This window comes from Mucilaginibacter sp. P4_C11 (assembly GCF_056402115.1).
This window is the reverse complement of record NZ_JBFUIA010000007.1, coordinates 193,820-214,377: the sequence shown is the minus strand read 5'-3', so window position 1 is coordinate 214,377 and position 20,558 is coordinate 193,820. Positions and strand designations below refer to the sequence as shown.

The 20,558-nt window shown below is 42.4% G+C and carries 20 protein-coding genes; 10 read left to right on the top strand and 10 right to left on the bottom strand.

Features of this window, described 5'->3' with window-relative positions; all coding sequences use genetic code 11:
- Positions 1 to 203: 203 nt before the first annotated feature.
- The gene (locus tag AC1DU2_RS08900) at positions 204 to 428 is read left to right on the top strand and encodes a hypothetical protein (protein WP_477383785.1); all 225 of its coding nucleotides are present in this window, start codon (positions 204 to 206) and stop codon (positions 426 to 428) included.
- On the opposite strand, the gene AC1DU2_RS08895 is transcribed toward AC1DU2_RS08900, so the two are convergent.
- Positions 425 to 1,180 (bottom strand): YdcF family protein, encoded by a 756-nt coding sequence (locus AC1DU2_RS08895; RefSeq protein WP_477383784.1) that lies wholly within the window; start codon positions 1,178 to 1,180, stop codon positions 425 to 427. The genes AC1DU2_RS08900 and AC1DU2_RS08895 overlap by 4 nt on opposite strands.
- 164 nt (positions 1,181 to 1,344) lie before the next feature.
- Between AC1DU2_RS08895 and AC1DU2_RS08890 the strand changes: the two genes are divergently transcribed.
- The 4 genes from AC1DU2_RS08890 (at position 1,345) to AC1DU2_RS08875 (ending at position 6,178) form a co-directional block, all read left to right on the top strand.
- Positions 1,345 to 1,581, top strand: coding sequence for a YtxH domain-containing protein (locus AC1DU2_RS08890; protein WP_477366035.1), 237 nt, complete (start codon positions 1,345 to 1,347; stop codon positions 1,579 to 1,581).
- Between the two features lie 363 nt (positions 1,582 to 1,944).
- The gene (locus AC1DU2_RS08885; protein ID WP_477383783.1) at positions 1,945 to 2,508 is read left to right on the top strand and encodes an arylesterase; all 564 of its coding nucleotides are present in this window, start codon (positions 1,945 to 1,947) and stop codon (positions 2,506 to 2,508) included.
- Positions 2,509 to 2,707: 199 nt separating this feature from the next.
- Complete coding sequence (locus tag AC1DU2_RS08880) at positions 2,708 to 5,392, top strand: alpha-L-rhamnosidase (protein WP_477383782.1); 2,685 nt, start codon at positions 2,708 to 2,710, stop codon at positions 5,390 to 5,392.
- A 141-nt stretch (positions 5,393 to 5,533) separates the two neighbouring features.
- On the top strand, positions 5,534 to 6,178 hold the full coding sequence (locus AC1DU2_RS08875; protein WP_477383781.1) for an START domain-containing protein: 645 nt from the start codon (positions 5,534 to 5,536) through the stop codon (positions 6,176 to 6,178).
- A 115-nt stretch (positions 6,179 to 6,293) separates the two neighbouring features.
- Here AC1DU2_RS08875 and AC1DU2_RS08870 read toward each other — a convergent pair whose 3' ends face one another.
- Both AC1DU2_RS08870 and AC1DU2_RS08865 read right to left on the bottom strand, forming a co-directional pair.
- Complete coding sequence (locus AC1DU2_RS08870) at positions 6,294 to 6,617, bottom strand: FtsB family cell division protein (protein WP_477383780.1); 324 nt, start codon at positions 6,615 to 6,617, stop codon at positions 6,294 to 6,296.
- 122 nt (positions 6,618 to 6,739) lie between these two features.
- On the bottom strand, positions 6,740 to 8,074 hold the full coding sequence (locus AC1DU2_RS08865; protein WP_477383779.1) for a DEAD/DEAH box helicase: 1,335 nt from the start codon (positions 8,072 to 8,074) through the stop codon (positions 6,740 to 6,742).
- A 375-nt stretch (positions 8,075 to 8,449) separates the two neighbouring features.
- Here AC1DU2_RS08865 and AC1DU2_RS08860 point away from each other — a divergent pair, with 375 nt between their 5' ends.
- Positions 8,450 to 8,905 carry a hypothetical protein gene (locus tag AC1DU2_RS08860; RefSeq protein WP_477383778.1) on the top strand — a complete coding sequence of 152 codons (456 nt, stop codon included), beginning with the start codon at positions 8,450 to 8,452 and terminating at the stop codon, positions 8,903 to 8,905.
- Here the strand turns inward: AC1DU2_RS08860 and lspA are convergent.
- From lspA to AC1DU2_RS08830, 6 genes are all read right to left on the bottom strand, one after another.
- On the bottom strand, positions 8,902 to 9,432 hold the full coding sequence (gene lspA / locus AC1DU2_RS08855; RefSeq protein ID WP_477383777.1) for a signal peptidase II: 531 nt from the start codon (positions 9,430 to 9,432) through the stop codon (positions 8,902 to 8,904). The two genes, AC1DU2_RS08860 and lspA, sit on opposite strands and share 4 nt — an antisense overlap.
- Before the next feature lie 147 nt (positions 9,433 to 9,579).
- Positions 9,580 to 10,875: a phosphopyruvate hydratase gene (eno, locus tag AC1DU2_RS08850; RefSeq protein WP_477383776.1), complete on the bottom strand. Its 1,296-nt coding sequence runs from the start codon at positions 10,873 to 10,875 to the stop codon at positions 9,580 to 9,582.
- Positions 10,876 to 11,058: 183 nt separating this feature from the next.
- On the bottom strand, positions 11,059 to 11,781 hold the full coding sequence (locus tag AC1DU2_RS08845; RefSeq protein ID WP_477383775.1) for a DUF2490 domain-containing protein: 723 nt from the start codon (positions 11,779 to 11,781) through the stop codon (positions 11,059 to 11,061).
- A 423-nt stretch (positions 11,782 to 12,204) separates the two neighbouring features.
- Complete coding sequence (locus AC1DU2_RS08840) at positions 12,205 to 13,317, bottom strand: ABC transporter permease (RefSeq protein WP_477383774.1); 1,113 nt, start codon at positions 13,315 to 13,317, stop codon at positions 12,205 to 12,207.
- 134 nt (positions 13,318 to 13,451) lie between these two features.
- Positions 13,452 to 14,216: an ABC transporter ATP-binding protein gene (locus tag AC1DU2_RS08835; RefSeq protein ID WP_090651231.1), complete on the bottom strand. Its 765-nt coding sequence runs from the start codon at positions 14,214 to 14,216 to the stop codon at positions 13,452 to 13,454.
- A gap of 744 nt (positions 14,217 to 14,960) precedes the next feature.
- Positions 14,961 to 15,254, bottom strand: a complete 294-nt coding sequence (locus tag AC1DU2_RS08830; RefSeq protein ID WP_477359758.1) for a GNAT family N-acetyltransferase — start codon at positions 15,252 to 15,254, stop codon at positions 14,961 to 14,963.
- Positions 15,255 to 15,516: 262 nt separating this feature from the next.
- Between AC1DU2_RS08830 and AC1DU2_RS08825 the strand changes: the two genes are divergently transcribed.
- From AC1DU2_RS08825 to AC1DU2_RS08810, 4 genes are all read left to right on the top strand, one after another.
- The gene (locus AC1DU2_RS08825; protein WP_477383773.1) at positions 15,517 to 16,182 is read left to right on the top strand and encodes a hypothetical protein; all 666 of its coding nucleotides are present in this window, start codon (positions 15,517 to 15,519) and stop codon (positions 16,180 to 16,182) included.
- Positions 16,183 to 16,418: 236 nt separating this feature from the next.
- Positions 16,419 to 18,314, top strand: coding sequence for a DNA topoisomerase IV subunit B (locus AC1DU2_RS08820; RefSeq protein WP_477359762.1), 1,896 nt, complete (start codon positions 16,419 to 16,421; stop codon positions 18,312 to 18,314).
- A gap of 231 nt (positions 18,315 to 18,545) precedes the next feature.
- Positions 18,546 to 19,034 carry a cytidine deaminase gene (locus AC1DU2_RS08815; RefSeq protein ID WP_477383772.1) on the top strand — a complete coding sequence of 163 codons (489 nt, stop codon included), beginning with the start codon at positions 18,546 to 18,548 and terminating at the stop codon, positions 19,032 to 19,034.
- Between the two features lie 3 nt (positions 19,035 to 19,037).
- Positions 19,038 to 19,697, top strand: a complete 660-nt coding sequence (locus AC1DU2_RS08810; RefSeq protein ID WP_477383771.1) for a GDSL-type esterase/lipase family protein — start codon at positions 19,038 to 19,040, stop codon at positions 19,695 to 19,697.
- A 207-nt stretch (positions 19,698 to 19,904) separates the two neighbouring features.
- Here AC1DU2_RS08810 and AC1DU2_RS08805 read toward each other — a convergent pair whose 3' ends face one another.
- On the bottom strand, positions 19,905 to 20,447 hold the full coding sequence (locus AC1DU2_RS08805) for a YceI family protein (RefSeq protein ID WP_477359768.1): 543 nt from the start codon (positions 20,445 to 20,447) through the stop codon (positions 19,905 to 19,907).
- Positions 20,448 to 20,558: the final 111 nt, after the last annotated feature.

Genomic DNA, 20,558 nt, shown 5'->3' with positions numbered 1-20,558 from the left:
TGGTTTGCCAAAATAAATAAATAATTTAGCGGTTGACTAATTATTGAAATATAAACCTATAATTGTATTCCATTTTCGGGCTTTTTAAATTACCACCGGGTTGCGAATTTTATTTGCATACCTTGGTTTACATAGCAGATACTAAAATATACCCATAACCGGGTATATAAAATTAAAGAAACAGTAGACATATTAGCAACCCTATGGCCCAATTTATTAAGATCCAACTTTCAGTAATTTGCTATAACTGCGTAATATGCGGAAGCCGCCCGGTAATTGAACAAGCTAAAGGCAGCAAATTTATAGTGCGGTGCCCTAAAGACAGTGCACACTACCAAACCCAACCAGGACTAGTTGATATAGATGACTGGAATAAGAACAACCGGGCACAGGATAGCGACGATAAATTGAAAGTAGTGGCTAATTAAGCCTTCCCCGATAAATAGTTAACGCTAAAACCAATAATTTCTTTGATATACAGGCTCCACTTGCTTAAAACTTCGGCACTGGGCATTAACTCAAAAAGCGACCATTGTACATCACCTGAAATTACATTGCAGGAATATGGAATTACATCAACATGTTGGCCGTTAAATATTTGCATAGCCCGGCGCATATGAAAGGCTGAGGTTACCAGCAGGTAAGGCCCCTGTTGCTTATTTTTCAGTAGCAGCGCTTTGGTTAATGATGCATTTTCGACCGTATTACGCGCGTGGTTCTCTATTAGTATACAACTGTCTGGAATCTGAAGTATCCGCAGTTGCTGCTGCACAAAATATCCTTCTCTAAAAGCGTCCGGAACAAGGCTGCTGTTTCCTCCCGATATCACTATTTTTTTTACCTGGCCGCTTCGTTGCAATAAAATGCCCTGTATAAACCTGTCGGCAGCCCAGTTAAATACGCCTTTACCTTGTTTGTTTTCACTTACAAAACCACCTAAAATTATGGCTGCCCCGTATGTTTTGCCTGGCGGCAGTTTAACAGGAGCTATATCCCATGCCCTGGCCAGTAGGTTTAAAAACAAAGGGGCCGAAAATATCCATAATAACACCACTCCCCAGGTAAGGCACCTGCGTTTCAATTTAGGCCTTTTTGTTATAGCGGCTATCAGCAACAAAACAAAAACATACAAAACCGGCAACAGTAAAAAAGATAGCACCTTGGATAGGATAAAAAACATAGCAGGAGTAAAAATAGGCAAAAAGAGACAATCAGGAAATTACAATTAAAGCAATAACTACACGTTTGCCTATTGGGAGTTGTTTATAACAGACATTAAACTATTTGTAGTTATTTAACTCTCACTATCGGTGCTACGTAACAAACTGGCACCATCATTGTCATATGATTACTAAACAAAACATTAAAAATATGGGCTTTATAAAAATACTTGCCGTTGGTGCAGCAGTTGCCTATGGCATAAATTACGTTACAAAAAAAGGACCTGATGGAAAATCAATCATCGATAACCTGGCCGAAGAGGCACCTGAATGGTTTGACCGTGCAAAAAAATATGGCGAGCTTACTTTAGAACAAATTGCCGTGCGTGCGCAAAACTACAGGGATAATACGCGATATTAGGTGGTCATTTCGCTGCGCTGTCATTGGTCATTGTCGCTACGCTTGTCATTAGTCATTTCGCTTTGCTGTCATTGTCGCTACGCTTGTCATTAGTCATTTCGCTTTGCTGTCATTGTCGCTACGCTTGTCATTAGTCATTTCGCTTTGCTGTCATTAGTCATTGTCGCTTCGCTTGTCATTAGTCGTTTCGCTTCGCTGTTATTGGTCATTGGTGGATTTATTTGAATTTTTTAAAACAACGACAGCCAATTAAACTTGGCCCTAAATGACCAATGACCAATGACCAATGACCAATGACCAATGACCAATGACCAATGACCAATGACCAATGACCAATGACCAATGACCAATGACCAATGACCAATGACCAATGTTAAAAACATACTTTTTTTTGGCGATAGCCTTACGGCGGGGTACGGTTTAGGAAACCATAAAACCGAGTCGTTCCCTGCGTTGATACAACAAAAAATAGATGTTGCGGGCCTGCCGTATCATTGCATTAATGGTGGTCTTAGTGGTGATACTACGGCTGGTGGTTTAAAGCGGCTGGAATATTGGGTGAATCGTCCTTTGCACGTTTTTGTGCTCGAATTAGGTGTAAATGATATCATCAGGGGTATATCGCCGCAAACTACTGCGAAAAATATACAAACCATTGTTGACAAGGTAAAACTAAAATATCCTGGCATCATACTGGTAATGTTGGGTATGGAAGTTCCGGCTTTTATCCCCGGGACGTTTGCCGTAGATTTTAAAGCTATTTTTCGCAGCGTGGCCGATGCCAACCAAATGGCTTTTGTGCCTTTTTATTTAGATGGTGTTGCAGGCAAAACACACCTTAATTTACCCGATGGGCTGCATCCCAATGCAGCCGGCTACAAAGTAATGGCCGATAGCGTTTGGCCGGTGCTAAAGGCATTGTTATAATACAGGCCTTTTCCTGAAACCTGTTATTTTACGCCACTGGGTGTAAATTCATATCCTTCAAGACAGTAAAGGACGCCCAAATAAAAATATCATTTTACATTGCAGGGTATACGTTGAAAGCATGCTTTCGGCATAGTTTTAACTATGATTTGGCTAAAACCTTTTACTACTTTTATAAACCCGGATACTACCATTTAATATGAAACTACTTTTATGTAAGCCTGCGCTTTACATCGCTTTATCGTTTTTTTGTTTGTTTAAAATCCCTGTGGCTGCTGCGCAAACGCCAACAGCTATGGGCCTACAGTGTGAATACCTGACTACCCCAATAGGTATCGACGCCAAACACCCCCGCCTAACCTGGAAAATGGCCGATGCACAGCAGGGAGCCGCTCAAACTGCCTACCAGCTTTTTGTAGGTACCGATTCGCTGGCGATTGCCGCAGGTAAGGCCGATAGCTGGGCAACTACTAAAACGTCATCGGCCACCAGCCTGGTTACCTATAACGGCGAGATATTGCAGCCCTTTACTAAATATTTTTGGCGGGTTGTTTTGTGGGGTAACGCTGGTAAAAAGCTTAGCTCATCGGCAATTACCAGTTTTGAAACGGGGATGATGGAAATGCGCAACTGGAAAGGATCGTGGATAAGCGATAACTATGGCATTGCAGCTAACCCTGCACCGTATTTTCGCAATACGTTTAAGGTTGGCAAAACTATCAGGTCGGCAAGGGCATACATCGCGGTAGCAGGTTTATATGAACTTTATATTAACGGTAAAAAAATTGGCAACCACCGGCTCGATCCAATGTATACCCGGTTTGACAGGCGTACGCTTTATGTGGCTTATGATGTAACCGCCAACCTGCAGAACGGCAAAAACGCCATAGGGGTGCTGTTGGGCAATGGTTGGTACAACCACCAAAGCACGGCTGTATGGTTTTTTCACCAGGCGCCATGGCGTGGCAGGCCAACCTTTTGTATGGACTTAAGGGTAACCTACACCGACGGCACTACCGAAACCATATCATCCAACACACAATGGAAAACATCTTTAAGCCCTATAGTATTCAATAGCATTTATACCGCCGAACATTATGACGCCCGCAAGGAACAACCCGGATGGAATACCGCCGATTTTGTTGACTCCGGATGGAAAAACGTAATTAACCGGTCGGCACCATCGGCTAATATTGTGGCCCAAAGTATGCAGCCTATTCGTAATGTAGAGGAGATAGCCACCAAAACCATCACTAAAATTGATGATAACCTGTGGGTGTTTGATATAGGCCGCAACATATCGGGCGTAAGCCAGATTACCGTTAAAGGCGATTCGGGCACAATAATCCGCCTGAAACATGCCGAGCGGCTGAATAAGAACGGTCACGTAGATCAATCCAATATCGACCTGCATTACCGCCCGACAGATGATAAAGACCCTTTCCAGACCGATATTTTTATTCTTGGTGGTAAAGGCGAAGAAACCTTTATGCCTAAGTTTAACTATAAAGGCTTTCAGTATGTAGAGGTAAGCAGCAGCAAGCCTATCCAGCTGACCAAAGAAAGTTTGAAAGCTTACTTTATGCACAGCGATGTACAACCGGTAGGCGAGGTAAGCTCATCAAACCAAACTATTAACCAAATTTGGAGCGCCACTAATCACAGCTACCTGAGCAACTTGTTTGGCTACCCAACAGATTGCCCGCAACGCGAAAAGAATGGTTGGACGGGCGATGCCCACATAGCCAGCGAAACAGGCCTGTACAACTTTGACGCCATTACTATTTATGAAAAGTGGCTGGCCGATCATCGGGATGAGCAGCAGCCTAACGGCGTATTGCCCTCCATTATCCCCACCGGCGGCTGGGGGTATGAGTGGGGCAATGGGCCCGACTGGACAAGTACTATTGCCATCATCCCCTGGAATATTTACTTGTTTTATGGCGATAGCAGGCTATTGGCAGATAGCTACACCAGCATCGAAAAATATGTAAACCATATTGATGAGCTGTACCCGACCGGCCTTACCAGCTGGGGCCTTGGCGATTGGGTACCTGTAAAATCTGTTTCGCCGGTTGAACTTACCTCGTCGGTTTATTATTATACAGATGCAACGATATTGGCCAAAGCAGCCCATATTTTAGGTAAACAAACCGATTTTGTAAAATATACAGCACTGGCTACAAAAATAAAAAATGCCATCAATGCCAAATACCTTAATACGCAAACCGGCATTTACGGTCAGGGTTTTCAAACCGAATTGAGTGTTCCGTTATTCTGGGGTGTGGTGCCCGATAATATGAAAAGCAAGGTGGCCACCAACCTGGCCGCCCGCGTGGCTGCTGATAATTACCACCTGGATGTAGGTATCCTTGGCGCCAAAGCCATTTTAAGCGCCTTGAGCGACAATGGTTACCCCGATGTGGCGTACAGGATAGCATCGCAGGAAACTTTCCCTTCATGGGGTTGGTGGATGGTGAACGGAGCAACAACGCTGTACGAGAACTGGCAGATTGATGCCAAATCTGACATATCCCTTAACCACATTATGTTTGGCGAAATTGGCGCCTGGCTGTACAAAGGCATTGCAGGAATTCAGCCCGATGCAAATCAGCCCGGCTTTAAAAATGTGGTCCTGGTGCCTCATTTTGTGCCCGGCTTAAATGAGTTTACAGCTATGCACGTTGGCCCCTACGGCAAAATTTTATCGTCATGGAAACGGGAGGGGGGTAGTGTTACTTATAAAGTAACGGTGCCGGCAAATTCAACGGCAAGTATCACCTTCCCCGCAGGTAAAGTTACCTTATCAGGTAAATCCATCGGCAAAGAATATAAGGCGGTGGCGGGTAACTATGAGTTTAAAATAAGCCCCCCAACCCCCTGAAGGGGGAGTTATTGATTGGGTACATTCACTTTAAAAAGAAGAGGTGAGGCTAAATGACTTAAAATTGACAGGCCGGTTATAATACCGGCCTGTTTTGTATATAGCTTTGTTACATCGGGGCCTGCAACCCGTTTTGCTACCATGTACTATAAATTAACATTATTACTCCTGCTGATTGTTAATACAGCATTTGCCCAAAACGATGAGGGCTGGGTATTAAAAAACAGTAACGACGGTGTAAATATTTATACACGCAAAGTATCCAACTCAAAAATAAACGCCATTAAAGTGGAGTGCCATTTTGATGTTCCGGCCTCGCGGCTGGTAGCCGTTTTGATGGATGTGAAAAACAGCGAGGATTGGCTGTACCATACCTCATCAAACTATATTATAAAACAGGTGTCACCATTGGAGTTGTATTACTATTCGATGGTAGAGGTGCCCTGGCCCGTAAGCAACCGCGATTTTATAGCTCACATAAAGGTATCGCAGGATGCGGTTAGTAAAGTTATTACTGTTGATGCCCCCTGCATCCCTGATATGGTACCCCGAAAGGCTGGTGTGGTGCGTGTAGCCGATTCAAAAGGCAAATGGGTACTCACGCCTGTTGGTAATAATAAAGTTAAAGTATTGTACACCCTGCATGCCGATCCCGGTGGCAGCATTCCCGCCTGGCTAAGCAATATGTTTGCCACCAAAGGCCCTACAGAAAGCTTTCAAAAACTAAAATTGCAACTGCAAAAACCAATGTATAAAAACGTAAAGGTGCCTTATATAACGGAGTAAGCATCAGTCCTGAGGGGGGGCAATTGAGTAGCTTCCTGGTTTTTTAGCGGCAGAATGCAAAAACAAAAAAAGCAATGAACAATACATTGCTTTTTAAATACCTGGCTTCTTGCCTCTATTTCTCTGTTTTCTCAGGAATAATCAGATAAACATCTTCGTTATCTTTTTTCATGAGATATTTTTCGCGGGCAAATTTTTCTAATTGCTGCGGGTTGGATGTAAGCTCGTTAAGCTCTTTGGTAACCTGGTCTGTTTGGGCTTTATAAAAATCGCGTTCTTTTTTTAGCTTGTTTACCTGGGTACGGTATTCGTATTGCGAAAACAGGTCGTTTTTATCGAAAAAAATCATCCATATTAAAAATGCCAGCGTAACCAAAAAGAATTTATTCTTAAAAAGGTTAATGAGGCGTTTCATCAATATGGGTTCTTTGAATTTCATTTAAAGCTATTTAATTTTTTTTATTGGTGCAAATATTTTTGGTGAGTGGTTGATTGGGTTGATTAGGTGATTGATTTTTAACTTAATCAACCATTCACCCAATCAACCACTCACTTAATGAACTATCTTCTACCCGACGATCTGCTTGCACCGCTCATGCCGCTTGCCCCGCCAGAACGACCACCGCCGCCTCCGGCTGGTCTGCCGCCGCCACCACCTGAAGGTTTGCGGCCACTACCGCCACGGCCACCTTCGCGTTTAAAGCTGCCTGATCCTTTTTTAGATTGGCCTGCAACTAAGTTTGCAGCCATAGCCACGGGGCTCATTGGATAAGGGTGACCTTCTTCAACAGGGATCTCTTTCCCTATCAGCTTATGGATGTCGCGTAAAAACAGGATCTCTTCCGAATCGCAGAATGACATGGCTATGCCATCGGCGCCGGCCCGGCCTGTACGACCGATACGGTGTACATAAGTTTCGGGGATGTTTGGCAACTCGTAGTTTACAACGTGGGTAAGCTCGTCAATATCAATACCGCGGGCAGCAATATCAGTAGCTATAAGCACGCGGGTAGTACGGTTTTTAAAGTTGGTTAAAGCCCGCTGACGCGCGTTTTGTGATTTATTACCGTGAATGGCTTCAGCAGTAATGCCTACTTTATTCAAATCTTTTACAACCTTATCGGCGCCGTGTTTGGTACGGGTAAATACCAGTGCGGTTTTAATGCCTTTATCTTTAAGTATGTGGATCAGCAATGATTTTTTATCATTCTTCTCTACATAATATAACGCTTGTTGTATGGTATCGGCTGTAGACGATACCGGGGTTACTTCAATCCGCTCGGGATTGGTTAAGATGGTATTGGCTAATGATGTTATTTCGGCAGGCATGGTGGCCGAGAAAAACAGTGTTTGCCTTTTTGAAGGTACTTTGGCAATGATCTTTTTAACATCATTTACAAAACCCATATCCAGCATGCGGTCGGCTTCGTCCAGTATCAGCATGCGCACCTGGTCAAGGTGTACAAAGCGCTGGTTCATTAAATCTAACAAACGGCCTGGAGTTGCTATTAAAATATCAACACCGCGGCGTAAAGCATCAACCTGTGGGTTTTGCGATACACCACCAAATATAACCAGGTTTTTTAAACCGGTATGTTTGCCATAAGCGGTAAAGCTTTCAGCAATCTGGATAGCCAGTTCGCGGGTTGGGGTAAGCACTAAGGCTTTGATAGCTTTTTGCTCTTTGTGGGCCATCCTGTCCTGGAACAGTAACTGCAAAGTTGGTAGCGCGAAGGCGGCGGTTTTACCCGTACCTGTTTGTGCGCAACCCAATAAGTCGCGGTGATTTAATACAATAGGAATGGCTTGCGCCTGGATAGGAGTAGGGGTTGTATATCCCTCGGTTTTTAAGGCCTTGAGGAGAGGCTCAATTAATTTTAAATTTTCGAATGACATGTTTGTTTGAATGTGCAGATGTGCAAATTTCAGATGTGCAGATATGCTTGTAATATTATAGACTGATATGCCTATGTTTTTAGCGAGGCATAATTTTCTGCAAAGATACGCTTTTTTATATTAAGATTAATTTGAACAACCAAAGGCAGGGAAATCGCTTTTGAAAGTTGATCCTGAAGAAAGGTAGCTCCTAAGGAGCAAAAAAGGTTGAACTATTCGTTTTCTACAAACATGTAGCCTACGAGGCAGCTTAAAAGTGTATTATTTTGTAAAGGTCAACCGTTTGTAGCTGAAAAAAATTAAAAGCGATTTACCTGCAACCAAAGGTTACTTTGCTGATAAAATGGTATCAATAATAACTTAGTCATCAAAAAAATGAAAAGATGTGCCATCATCACAATTACCTGTTTCGTTATATTTATGTTTTCATGCATTTACGATCCCGGAAATAATGATATCGCTATCATTAACAATACTACCGACTCATTATATTATTATGTGCATGATTATAAATCGGAAAATGAATATACTTATAACTTTGCTTATGATTCAATAGCAGCAAACGATACAGCTAAAAGACGGTATGATATAGCTTATAACATTAATGGTAATCAATTATTACCTCATGATACCATCCACCCTTCAATTAACGCCTCGAGTTGGAAAAATAAGGCAGCAGATAAGGGTGGGTTAACTTTTTTGTTTTATAGAAGAGACATTCAGCTATTGCCAGAGAGTACGCCGCTAACGTATAAAAATATCTATAGAAGAATTGATTTAACAGTAGGGCAGTTGGATAGCCTAAAATATAAAATCGAGCTCAAAAACTAAGCCGTAACCGCTTTCCCGGCAGCTGCCTGCCTTTTTTGCTCGCGTTCGCGTAAAAATGCATTTAGCAGCAGTATGCCTACACCAACCATAATGGCTACATCGGCAATGTTAAATATGCCGGTTTCAAAAACACCAAAGTTCATATGGGCAAAATCGGTTACGCTGCCATAAACCGCCCTATCGTACAGGTTACCTATTCCACCTGCCAGTATCACGATAATGCCGGCCTGGTTAAGCAGTGTTAAACCGCGTTTTAATAGCACGTACAATAAGCCCCAAGCCAATGCCGCCGCCGGCAAAACCGAAAGCAGGATAAAATGCCATGGGTTGGGCAACCTATCGCCCATACTTAAAAATGCACCGGTATTTTCAACACGGGTAATGGTGAGGAAGTTTTTTATAACGGTAATAACAATGGCAAAATGAATATGATCACGTACATATATCTTGCTGATCCTATCGGCCCCAATAACTAAAGCTAAAAGCAATAATAACCACAATCCCCTCGAAATCCTTTTCTTATCCATCAAAATTTAGTACTGGTATTTTGTTTATAACGTAACAGGTGTTACTTAAGTTATAGGCCCACATCAATTGCGGCCGAAAATATTGGTCATTTCATAAAAAATGAGCCATCCGTTTTGTTTACAGATGGCTCATTATATCGGTCGAAATTATTTTTTCAGAAATTTAAAATCTTTACCAATGAATTTGGCGTTTGCGCCTAATTCTTCTTCAATACGAAGCAATTGGTTGTATTTAGCAATCCTGTCTGAACGTGAAGCCGAACCTGTTTTGATTTGGCCGCAATTTAATGCTACAGCTAAATCGGCAATGGTAGCATCTTCAGTTTCGCCAGAGCGGTGGCTCATTACCGAGGTATAACCGTTGGTTTGTGCCAAAGTTACCGCGTTGATGGTTTCTGTTAATGAACCAATCTGGTTTACTTTTACCAGGATTGAGTTTGCAGTATCTTCGTTAATACCACGTTGTAAACGTTTGGTGTTGGTTACAAATAAATCATCACCTACCAGCTGTACAGTTTTGCCCAGTTTTTCGGTTAATAATTTCCAGCCATCCCAATCATCCTCGGCCATGCCGTCTTCAATCGAAATAACAGGGTATTTGGCAACAAGCTCTGCAAGGTATTCAACCTGCTCGGCGCTGGTGCGGATAGCACCTTTTTCGCCTTCAAATTTGGTATAGTCGTATTTGCCGTCTTTGTAAAACTCAGATGCAGCACAGTCAAAAGCGATAAAGATATCTTCGCCTGGTTTGTAACCTGCTTTTTCAATCGCTTTCAAAATGGTTTCAACACCATCTTCGGTGCCTTCAAAAGTTGGAGCAAAACCACCTTCGTCGCCAACAGCGGTTGATAAGCCACGGTCGTGCAGAATTTTTTTCAGGTTGTGGAATACTTCGGTACCCCAACGTAATGCTTCAGAAAATGATGGCGCGCCAACCGGCATAATCATAAATTCCTGGAAAGCGATAGGGGCATCAGAATGCGAACCACCGTTGATGATATTCATCATCGGGATAGGTAAAGTGTTGGCATTTACACCGCCAATGTAACGGTATAAAGGCTGACGGCTTTCCTGTGCGGCTGCTTTTGCAACTGCCAATGAAACACCTAATATAGCGTTTGCACCAATTTTACCTTTATTTTCGGTACCATCAATTTCAATCATCAGGGCGTCGATGCTGTTTTGATCAAACACATCAATACCTTTTAATTCAGGAGCTAAAATGTCATTTACGTTGGCAACGGCTTTTAACACACCTTTACCCATGTATTTTGTTTTATCGTCATCGCGAAGTTCAACAGCTTCGTGTACACCGGTGGATGCACCAGAAGGTACCGCGGCGCGACCGAATGCGCCATTCTCAGTTAATACTTCTACTTCGATAGTAGGGTTACCGCGCGAATCTAAAATCTGGCGGGCGTGTACGTCAATTATTAAGCTCATTTTTTTATTGTCAGATATTTGTAATTTGTAAACCGGCGGCTAAGTTAACAGCAAAATCAAGAAATCACAATCGAAATTTTGTATTTGTTATGATTATTAATCAGTCGGGCCAAAGGGTAACAATAAATTAACACGCAGTTAAAGATATTTTTACGTAATGGACTAAGCCGCTATGTTAATGTATTAATCGGTTGTGGTAGGCACATGTTCGCGCTGCACAGCGTTTTTGCGGTTAATACGGTACATCAGCATTAGCATAATATTGTTTTTGGCGCTGCTTTGTATGGCTGTATAATTACGCTGATTTATCCAGCCGGCCTGCACTATCCAGCTTTTATCAACCTGGTAACCCAAAGCAGCAGATATACGGTTGCGCTCGAAATTGGGTGCCCGGTTATTAAAAAAAACCTCGTCGAAAACCGAGATAAACCAGGTGTTGGCAATAATTTTTTTGTGATTTAAAGGAATAAACATGTTCAGGCGATACCTGAAACGGTTACGGAAATCGCCATTTACCCAGCGCTGCTCTATGCGGTAACGGTGTTCGAATTTAAAGCGGTCTAAAAACTGGTTAACCGTCATTTGCTCCCAAAACCTGAATTCATTGGTTGCTGGGCCTTTATCAAGATCGGTATAATCATAAGTATGATAAGTGCCGGTGCCAAGCAGGGCGGTAAAGTTTTTATCCAGATCGTAACTTACGCCCGCTTTTGCCTCGTAGTACTGAAACTGTTTAAACACGCCGTTTGTTCGAGTTTGAATTTCAGAGTATCCGCCCCATTTGTGGGCACTATCGCCCGGTAATACAACGGTGGCTATGCCCCAGGTACCTACTTTGCTATCCTGGGCTTGTACTGCCGAAGAGCCAATAATGAGTACCAATAAAAATAAGTAAAATCTGTTCACGTTAAATCAATGTTAATAAAATGCAAATATCTATTTTATTAACATTAATTTAATGTTGATGAATGAAATTATTTAACAGGAAGTCCCTCCGGAAACATGGCCGAAGATACTTATGCACCAAATTAAATTATTATGGCGATGCCTTTGGCCCGGGCTAACCGCTCATACGCACACAAGGCATTAGGCGCGGGCCGGTATCCGCTTTTATCCCTATCGCAGCTGTCTGAATCAGAATTTGCAGAATTAGAGAATGGGCAGAAGATATTAGTTTAGTGTTAACCTTGAGAAAAATAAAATATTGATTGTTAGGTATTTATAAGAAAATAATCTAAAATGTGTTAAGTTATGTTAACCCAACTAATACGCGTTTGCTCTTAGGACAATAAATCTTACTACTTGATACTAACTACTTGATACTAAAACCTATTCCCATTTAAAAGTCTTTATAGCCACAGCATAAACAATAACAAACCAAATTAAAAGGATCAGGAGTTGATGCGTTACATCTGCCAAGCCCGCACCTTCAAAAGCCACCTTGCGCATGGCATTGTTTAGGTGTGTTAAAGGCAAAGCATTGCTGATTACCTGTAGCCATTTAGGGAAAGCTGTTACAGAAAAAAAAGTGCCCGACAGTAAAAACTGCGGCATGGTAATAATATTAGACAGGGGAGGCACCGTGCCCTCGTTTTTGGCAATGCCCGAAATGATGAATCCAAAGCCCATAAATATAATGAGCCCGAAAGCCGAGAGCACCAGCATATTAACTACGGTGATAAACCCGTGGATAAGCGTAAAGCCAAACAGGTAATGGCCAACTAAAATGATGAACAACGCACCCAGTAACGAGAAGGTTATCCTGGCCAGCGCCTCGCCCAACACAATGCTTGATCGTTTAACCGGCGTAGCAAAAAAGCGCTTGATAACCAATGTTAAACGTAAACTCAGGAAAACAAAGGCAGTACCAAAAACGCCGCTGCTCAGGATAGAAAAACCTAACTGGCCCGGTAAAATAAAATCGATGTATTTATACGCGCGGCCGGATACGGTAGTTTCTTCAAGGTGCACAGCTTCGGGTATTTTAAAGCCTGATACGGATTGTATTTTGGCTATTTCGGCCAGCTGCGCATTGTAGGAAATATTGTTCAATATCGATTTTAAAATGCCTCCTTTGTTTGAAGCCTGGCTGTATTGCACCTTTATATTCAGCGGTTGCATGGGCACCAGCGGTTTAATATCTATAATAGCATCTATTTGCCCTTTAGCCAGGTTCTTGTTCATATCATCTGTTGACTGATCTGTTATGAAATTTATCAACTGTCGCTGTTTGAGTTGCTGATAAACCTTTCCTGCAGTATCGCAACCTTTGGCAACGCCAACATCAACCGAAGGGGCTCCGCCGCCAATATTGGCAAATACCACTATAAATATTAAAGGGAAGGCCAACGTAAACACAACCGCCGACGGGCTGCGTAGTATGGCCCTAAAACTTGCTTTGGCAATAGCCAGGGTTGCTTTAGTATTGCTATATCTTTTCATTAGTTCATTTGGCCTCACCCCGGCCCTCTCCAAAGGAGAGGGAGGTAAAAACGGGGTTTATTTATTTACGATATTATGTATTATCTCTGTTCTTTTAAAGTCCTCTCCTTTGGAGAGGATTTAGGTGAGGCTCTCTACCCTTCCCGCCATTCCTTACCTGTAAGGTTTATAAAAACATCCTCCAGGTTGGCCAGTTTAACTTGTTTTTTACGTTCGAAACCAGTTTCTACCAACTGGTCAATAAAATGATCGGGGGTATCTATGCCAATGATGTGGCCGCCGTCAACAAAGGCAACACGGTCGCATAACACTTCGGCTTCGTCCATGTAATGGGTGGTTATCACAACCGTTGTACCCTGGTCGCGTATTTCGCGGATCAAATCCCAAAGGTTGCGGCGGGCCTGCGGGTCGAGGCCGGTTGTGGGTTCATCCAAAAAGATGATGCGTGGGTTATTAATAAGTGTGGTGGCGATAGAAAAACGCTGTTTTTGCCCGCCCGAAAGGTCTTTATATTTTGCTTTGGCTTTATCAACAAGCGCAACTTTTTCCAGCATTTCGGTGGGGGTTTTGTCAACCCCGTATAAGCCGGTAAACAGCTCTATCAGCTCCGATAGGTTAAGGTTGGGATAATAACCAGCTGCCTGCAACTGCACACCTATGCGTTGTTTAATGCTGTCTTTATCGGTATCAATATTAAAGCCATCAACAGTTATTTCGCCCGATGTTTTTTCGCGCAGGGTTTCAATAACTTCAAGGGTGGTAGTTTTTCCGGCGCCATTGGGGCCAAGTAAGCCGAAGATCTCGCCTTCATAAACTTCAAAGCTGATGCCTTTTACGGCAGCAAAATCGCCGTAATTTTTTACCAGGTTTTTTACAGTGATAATGGGTGGTTTTGCCATAGGGTAAAAATGCAACAGAATAATGAAATATCAATGAATTATTTAAAACAGCTCCAGCCTCACCTAAACAGCATTCATGAGCGCCCAAAAGCATCATAGTGCGAATAATCCTCTCCAAAGGAGAGGACTTTTGATTTACATATTTTATTTTCAAAAACCTTGATTTTTCAGAACCCTCTCCTTTGGAGAGGGTTGGGTGAGGCTCTTTATGTTTTTGGTTACGGGCTCATCGTGCTTTTAACCGTTTTGTCTTCGGTTTCGATTATACCCTGTTCCGGTTTATTTTATCTCCCTTTTTATAGTGTTTTTGTATAACTAACATTATTGGAGTACCGTTGATTTATATGAAACCTGATATAAAGCTCCCCCTTCAGGGGGCGGGGGGCTATTTTATCAAATGGCCTATAGAGTGAATAATAGTTTCGGCGTGTTCGGCAGCTTTAACTATCAGGTGGATGATTTGTATAGCAAGTAAAGTTTTCATGGTGATTGCGATTTGTTGGTTCAAAAGTGCAAACAGAATGATCTTTTAGCTATGGTTATTAGGCGAAGCAAAGCAAACTTCCGGTAAACGGCGGAAAATTACCGATGAACGTGTGGCTGAAACTGTGGTTTGTCGGTGAGTGTTTGAAAAAAAAGCGCTGGGTTGCCAACGGATAATCGCCTTCGGAAAAAAAATCGGCCGCAGTTATAAAAACACCCCGCCCATAAATACCGTATTTACAGGCGGGGTGTTATTTCGCCCTACTCTGCAATCGCCAGCAGCCGCTTCCACTCGGGGTGGCGTTTTAAATAAGCGACAATGTATGCGCAAAGGGGCACAATTTTCAGGTGGTTATCTTCAATATAATTAAAAGCTTTCTCTACAAGAGCCGCGGCAACGCCGGTGCCCTCCATCTCTGCCGGTACTTCGGTATGTATCAGGTAAATTTTGTCGCCTTTTAATTTGTAATCAATAAAAGCCCTGTTGCCATCTATAATGAGTTCAAAATTATGAATGGCCTGGTTATTAATAAGTGGAATGTCCTGGTATTTCATGTTTATTTAAAATTTGTGCCGAAACTAAATTAGCAACAAAATTAATAAAGCCGTTTTGTTATTGTATTTTTAGGCAAATGTTGCTGATAGGTTAAAAAAGAGAGCAAGCAAGCGGTTCAGCATGTTATTTAACTGGCCGCAAATGTCTGATATTAACTTAGTTGTTTGTGTTTTTAAATTTTAATTAATTTTGATTTGTGGTTCTATTTTTATAGAATTACACTTAGAAACATCCCTGGTTTCGCCGTTAATGAAAACTATTGTGAAGCAGTTTAAGCATATTTTACTTCATGCTATATTATCGTTATGCGTTATCTGCGCTTTTGCACAGGTAAAGCACCCGCGATATTTGGCCGGCAACAAGAAAAAAACGGCCATTGCTACACCGGTTAAACCGGTAAAGGGCAGCGCGCAATTTCGCGAGTTTTCAAAAATTTTGGCCAATGCCAATGTTACTTTTACCTTTCCCAAAGGTTTCAGGGAAATACAGGCTGTAAACAATGAGAATTTTTCTTTTGATTACGCCATGGAAATTCCCGGGCGCGAGTTTGAAATATGGTTCCAGGTAAAATCCTTAAAACAAAACTGGCTGAGTTTGGAGCGCAACCATGAGCAGCAAAATCCCGATTCATCATACCTGGAGGTTGGTAAAGCGCAGGCTACTAATTTTTCTGGCGAACAGGATAATTCTGTCAGGTCTATCCCGGCCAATGTGCTGGCCCGTTATAATGCCGATGCGGGTAAATCGTACCTGTTAACACTGATGGACATGCCCGATACCAAGAGCTACAAATACGCCCTGCTTATTATTTTGCAGCGTAACCATACCGGTACCATTATGGCGGTTTGTTTTACCAACGAAAAAGATGCTGAGTTTTTCAGGAACATTGATAGGGCCAGCAACTGCCTTAAGTTTAAGCCCCATTAATAGACACACTAATTCGCACCAATTGAAGGCGAATTTCACGAATTGAGGAGTGGATTTTCTTGTCAGTTAATCATGATAGTCATGAGATTCGTGAAATTCGCTTTAATTAGCGTGCATTCGTGTATTTCAGATATAATGTTAATAAGTTGACAGTTTTGAACACTCAATTCATTGCCGAAACTTTATTTTTGCAGATAGGTGCATAGTGACACCTATTTTAAAATTCTACTTTATAAATGGCAGAACCAGTTAATTACAGTGAAGATAGTATCCGTTCGCTCGATTGGAAGGAGCACATCCGTTTGCGCCCCGGTATGTACATTGGTAAACTGGGCGATGGCTCGGCTTACGATGATGGGGTATACGTATTGCTTAAAGAGATTGTAGATAACTCGATAGATGAGTTTGTAATGGGCAGCGGCCGCACCATCGAGGTAAATATGAGCGATCATAAAGTATCGGTACGCGATTATGGCCGCGGCATCCCGCTGGGTAAGGTTATTGATTGCGTAAGTAAAATAAATACCGGTGGTAAATATGATAGCAAGGCCTTCCAAAAATCGGTAGGGTTAAATGGTGTGGGTACCAAGGCGGTAAACGCGCTATCAAACAATTTCATCGTACAATCATACCGCGAGGGCCGTACCAAGCTGGCCGAATTTGCCAAAGGCGAACTGATTCGTGATGAAGCCGAAAAAGAAACCACCCAGCGTAACGGTACCGCTATCAACTTCATACCCGACGATACCATTTTCAGGCATTACCGTTTTATCCCGGAGTTTGTCGAGAGCATGATCTGGAATTACGTGTTCCTTAACTCGGGCCTTACCATTAACTTTAATGGTCAAAAATATTTTTCGGAACGCGGGCTGTATGATTTGCTTACCCGTAATACCGATGTAGAAACATTGCGCTATCCTATCATCCACCTTAAAGGCGAGGATATTGAAATAGCCATGACACACGGGCAGCAATACGGCGAGGAATATTATTCGTTTGTAAACGGCCAAAACACTACGCAAGGGGGTACCCACCAGCAGGCGTTTCGCGAGGCGGTGGTAAAAACCGTTCGTGAGTTTTATAAAAAAGAGTTTGATGCAGCCGATATCCGGGCATCAATAGTTGCCGCAATTGCTATTAAGGTACAGGAACCGGTTTTTGAATCGCAAACTAAAACCAAGCTGGGTTCACAAAACATCGGCCCCGAAGGCCCGTCTGTGCGTACTTTTATTAACGACTTTGTTAAAAAGGAATTAGATAATTACCTGCATAAAAATCCGGCTGTTAAAGACGCTTTAGAAAAACGTATCCTGCAATCAGAACGGGAGCGTAAGGATATTGCAGGCATCAAAAAACTGGCCAACGAACGCGCCAAAAAGGCATCGTTACATAACCGCAAGCTGCGCGATTGTAAGCTGCATTTTGAAGATACCCACGAGCGCCGCCAGGATACTACATTGTTTATTACCGAGGGTGATTCGGCCAGTGGAAGTATCACCAAATCGCGCGATGTAATGACCCAGGCAGTTTTTAGTTTAAAGGGTAAACCGCTTAACTGTTTCGGCCTAACCAAAAAGGTAGTTTACGAAAACGAAGAATTTAACCTGCTGCAACACGCCCTTAATATTGAAGATGGCCTGGATGCCCTGCGGTACAACAACATCGTAATAGCTACCGATGCCGACGTGGATGGCATGCACATCCGCCTGCTGCTGATGACTTTCTTTTTGCAGTTTTTCCCCGACCTGGTAAAAGCGGGCCACGTTTTTATCCTGCAAACGCCGTTATTTAGGGTGCGTAATAAAAAAGAAACTATCTATTGCTACAGCGATGAGGAACGCCGTAACGCCATAGCCAAATTAGGCAACAAGCCCGAGATTACCCGCTTTAAAGGCCTGGGCGAGATATCGCCCGATGAGTTTGGCTTGTTTATAGGCAAAGACATCCGCCTTGACCCTGTGATCCTGAAAGATGCTAATATTAAAGGCCTGCTGGAATACTTTATGGGCAAAAATACCCCAACCCGCCAAATGCACATTGTAAACAACCTGCGGGTTGAGAAAGATGACGAAAGCATTAACCCGCTGGTAGCCGAAGAGGCCGACGGTGTGGCATTGCCGGTGGCGGTGTAAATAGGTTTCTGAACCGGAATTTTTAGGATTATCGGAATTTCTCGAATTTTTAAAATTCTGCTAATTCTTTAATTCGATAAATTCCGGTTCAGACAATTTAAGTATATCAAAACATATTTCGAAAATATTCATTACCTTGTATCCCCCTATTCTTTAAATGGATAGGGGGATAGTTTTTTATATAACTTTTAAAAAAAGAACCCTCTCCTTTGGAGAGGGCAGGGTGAGGCCATGACTAACCACGAAATTAAAATAGCGTTCGATGAATACGACGCTATTGAGCAACTTGATAAAACCGATTACAGGCTGTGCCTTGAAGCAGCCGAAGCATTAAAAAACTCCCATTCTCCATATTCAAAATTCAGGGTAGGGGCAGCGTTACGCCTGCAAAGCGGAAAAATTATTTACGGCAGTAACCAGGAAAACGTAGCCTATCCATCCGGCCTGTGTGCCGAGCGTGTAGCATTATTTTACTGGGGGGCCAATCACCCCAATGATCCTGTTGAAGCTATGGCCGTAACCGCCCATACAGATGGATTTGAACTTACCCGGCCGGTAACCTCATGTGGCTCATGCCTACAGGTATTGGCCGAAGTTGAGAAAAAGCAAAACAAACCCATTAAAATTATTTTATATGCACAGCAGGGGCCGGTTTGGGTAATACAGGGCATTGAAAACCAACTGCCATTTTTGTTTTTTGAAGAACGCCTTACTACATAACCCATGAAATTAAAACTGCTTTTATTGCTTATTGGCTGTGCCTTTACCACCCACGCATTTGCGCAGCAGGGCTTCCCGTTTGATAACGAGATCAGGGCTTTTAAACACCAGGATAGCGTGAGCTTCCCTAAAAAGGACGGTATTTTATTTATCGGCAGTTCGTCCATTCGCTTATGGAGCGATCTGGAACAACGTTTTGCCGATAAGCCTATTATTAAACGCGGCGTTGGCGGCAGCACCATCGAACAATTGGTTGATTATTATACGCCTTATATCCTGGTGCCATATCAGCCCCGCAAAATATTCATTTACGCCGGCGAAAATGACATAGCCGCTGGTAAATCCGGGCAATTTGTAGCCGATGAATTTACCAAGCTGTGGGCTATCATTCATACCAGGTTGCCTAAAACAGAAATTTATTTTATGTCGGTAAAGCCAAGCCCGTCGCGCGTTAAATATTATGCCGAAGTGTATAAAGCTAACGACCTGATCAAAGCCTACCTGAAGGATAAGCCCAAAAGCCATTATGTTGATTTAGTGCCGGCAATATACAAGCCCGGTACAACCCAACCGGATAGTAGTTTATTTAAAGGCGATTACCTGCATTTAAACCCAAATGGCTATGATAAATGGGAGATGGTGCTGAAACCGTTGGTGAAATAGGTAACAAAAGATTAAAGCCGGCACATAATCCCCTCGGGTGGGGAGCTTTTTAGATGCCCTTTTAACCCAAAAAAGCCATCCTTTTTGGGGATGGCTTTTTATTTAAAGTTTGTATTGCTTTGCTGTTTTCAATAATGCCGTGCTGTTACGTATACTTAACAACAGCGGCATTTTAATTATTAAAACACAGCAACAGCATTCAAACAATTAAGCTTGTTTGGCAAACTGAACGTTAATTAACAGTTTGATGTCTTCGCCTACTACAATTGAGCCGGCTTCGGTAACGCCGTCCCAGGTAAGGCCAAATTCTTTACGGTTAATTTTACCGCTGATTTCGAAACCTGCTTTGGTGTTGCCATAAAAATCAGCAGCCGAACCGCCAAATTCTACAGCTAACGATACCGGTTTAGTAACGTCTTTGATAGTTAAATCGCCTTTTAAAGCAAACTCATCGTCACCGGTTTTGGTGAATGAAGTTGATTTGAAGCTGATTTTTGGATAGGTTGCTGCATCAAAAAATTCAGCCGATTTCAAGTGCTCATCACGTTGGCTTTGATTAGTGTCGATGCTATCGATATCTAACGTAAAGTCGATCTCGGCGTTTTCAAAATCATCGTTATCTGTGATTAACTCACCGGCAAAGCTTTTGAAAAAGCCGCTTACGGTTGATATAACTAAGTGTTTTACTTTAAATTGTACTTCTGAATGCATTGGGTCGATAACCCATTTTGTTGCTGTTTGTGTTGACATGATATTTGTTTTTTTTGTTGATACAAAGATAATACAATAATAGATGTTTAAACATCTATTATTGCTAATTTACAATTCGCAGACAATGAGATACAAGTTTAACCATACACT

What these genes read in the sequence shown, in the direction of transcription:
- AC1DU2_RS08840 (WP_477383774.1), bottom strand. Translation starts at nt 13,317, where the DNA reads ATGAAAAGATATAGCAATACTAAAGCAACCCTGGCTATTGCCAAAGCA.
- AC1DU2_RS08805 (WP_477359768.1), bottom strand. Translation starts at nt 20,447, where the DNA reads ATGTCAACACAAACAGCAACAAAATGGGTTATCGACCCAATGCATTCA.
- AC1DU2_RS08870 (WP_477383780.1), bottom strand. Translation starts at nt 6,617, where the DNA reads ATGAAATTCAAAGAACCCATATTGATGAAACGCCTCATTAACCTTTTT.
- AC1DU2_RS08875 (WP_477383781.1), top strand. Translation starts at nt 5,534, where the DNA reads ATGTACTATAAATTAACATTATTACTCCTGCTGATTGTTAATACAGCA.
- AC1DU2_RS08895 (WP_477383784.1), bottom strand. Translation starts at nt 1,180, where the DNA reads ATGTTTTTTATCCTATCCAAGGTGCTATCTTTTTTACTGTTGCCGGTT.
- AC1DU2_RS08860 (WP_477383778.1), top strand. Translation starts at nt 8,450, where the DNA reads ATGAAAAGATGTGCCATCATCACAATTACCTGTTTCGTTATATTTATG.
- AC1DU2_RS08885 (WP_477383783.1), top strand. Translation starts at nt 1,945, where the DNA reads ATGACCAATGTTAAAAACATACTTTTTTTTGGCGATAGCCTTACGGCG.
- AC1DU2_RS08820 (WP_477359762.1), top strand. Translation starts at nt 16,419, where the DNA reads ATGGCAGAACCAGTTAATTACAGTGAAGATAGTATCCGTTCGCTCGAT.
- AC1DU2_RS08865 (WP_477383779.1), bottom strand. Translation starts at nt 8,074, where the DNA reads ATGTCATTCGAAAATTTAAAATTAATTGAGCCTCTCCTCAAGGCCTTA.
- AC1DU2_RS08815 (WP_477383772.1), top strand. Translation starts at nt 18,546, where the DNA reads ATGACTAACCACGAAATTAAAATAGCGTTCGATGAATACGACGCTATT.
- AC1DU2_RS08880 (WP_477383782.1), top strand. Translation starts at nt 2,708, where the DNA reads ATGAAACTACTTTTATGTAAGCCTGCGCTTTACATCGCTTTATCGTTT.
- AC1DU2_RS08810 (WP_477383771.1), top strand. Translation starts at nt 19,038, where the DNA reads ATGAAATTAAAACTGCTTTTATTGCTTATTGGCTGTGCCTTTACCACC.
- AC1DU2_RS08890 (WP_477366035.1), top strand. Translation starts at nt 1,345, where the DNA reads ATGATTACTAAACAAAACATTAAAAATATGGGCTTTATAAAAATACTT.
- AC1DU2_RS08830 (WP_477359758.1), bottom strand. Translation starts at nt 15,254, where the DNA reads ATGAAATACCAGGACATTCCACTTATTAATAACCAGGCCATTCATAAT.
- lspA (WP_477383777.1), bottom strand. Translation starts at nt 9,432, where the DNA reads ATGGATAAGAAAAGGATTTCGAGGGGATTGTGGTTATTATTGCTTTTA.
- eno (WP_477383776.1), bottom strand. Translation starts at nt 10,875, where the DNA reads ATGAGCTTAATAATTGACGTACACGCCCGCCAGATTTTAGATTCGCGC.
- AC1DU2_RS08900 (WP_477383785.1), top strand. Translation starts at nt 204, where the DNA reads ATGGCCCAATTTATTAAGATCCAACTTTCAGTAATTTGCTATAACTGC.
- AC1DU2_RS08835 (WP_090651231.1), bottom strand. Translation starts at nt 14,216, where the DNA reads ATGGCAAAACCACCCATTATCACTGTAAAAAACCTGGTAAAAAATTAC.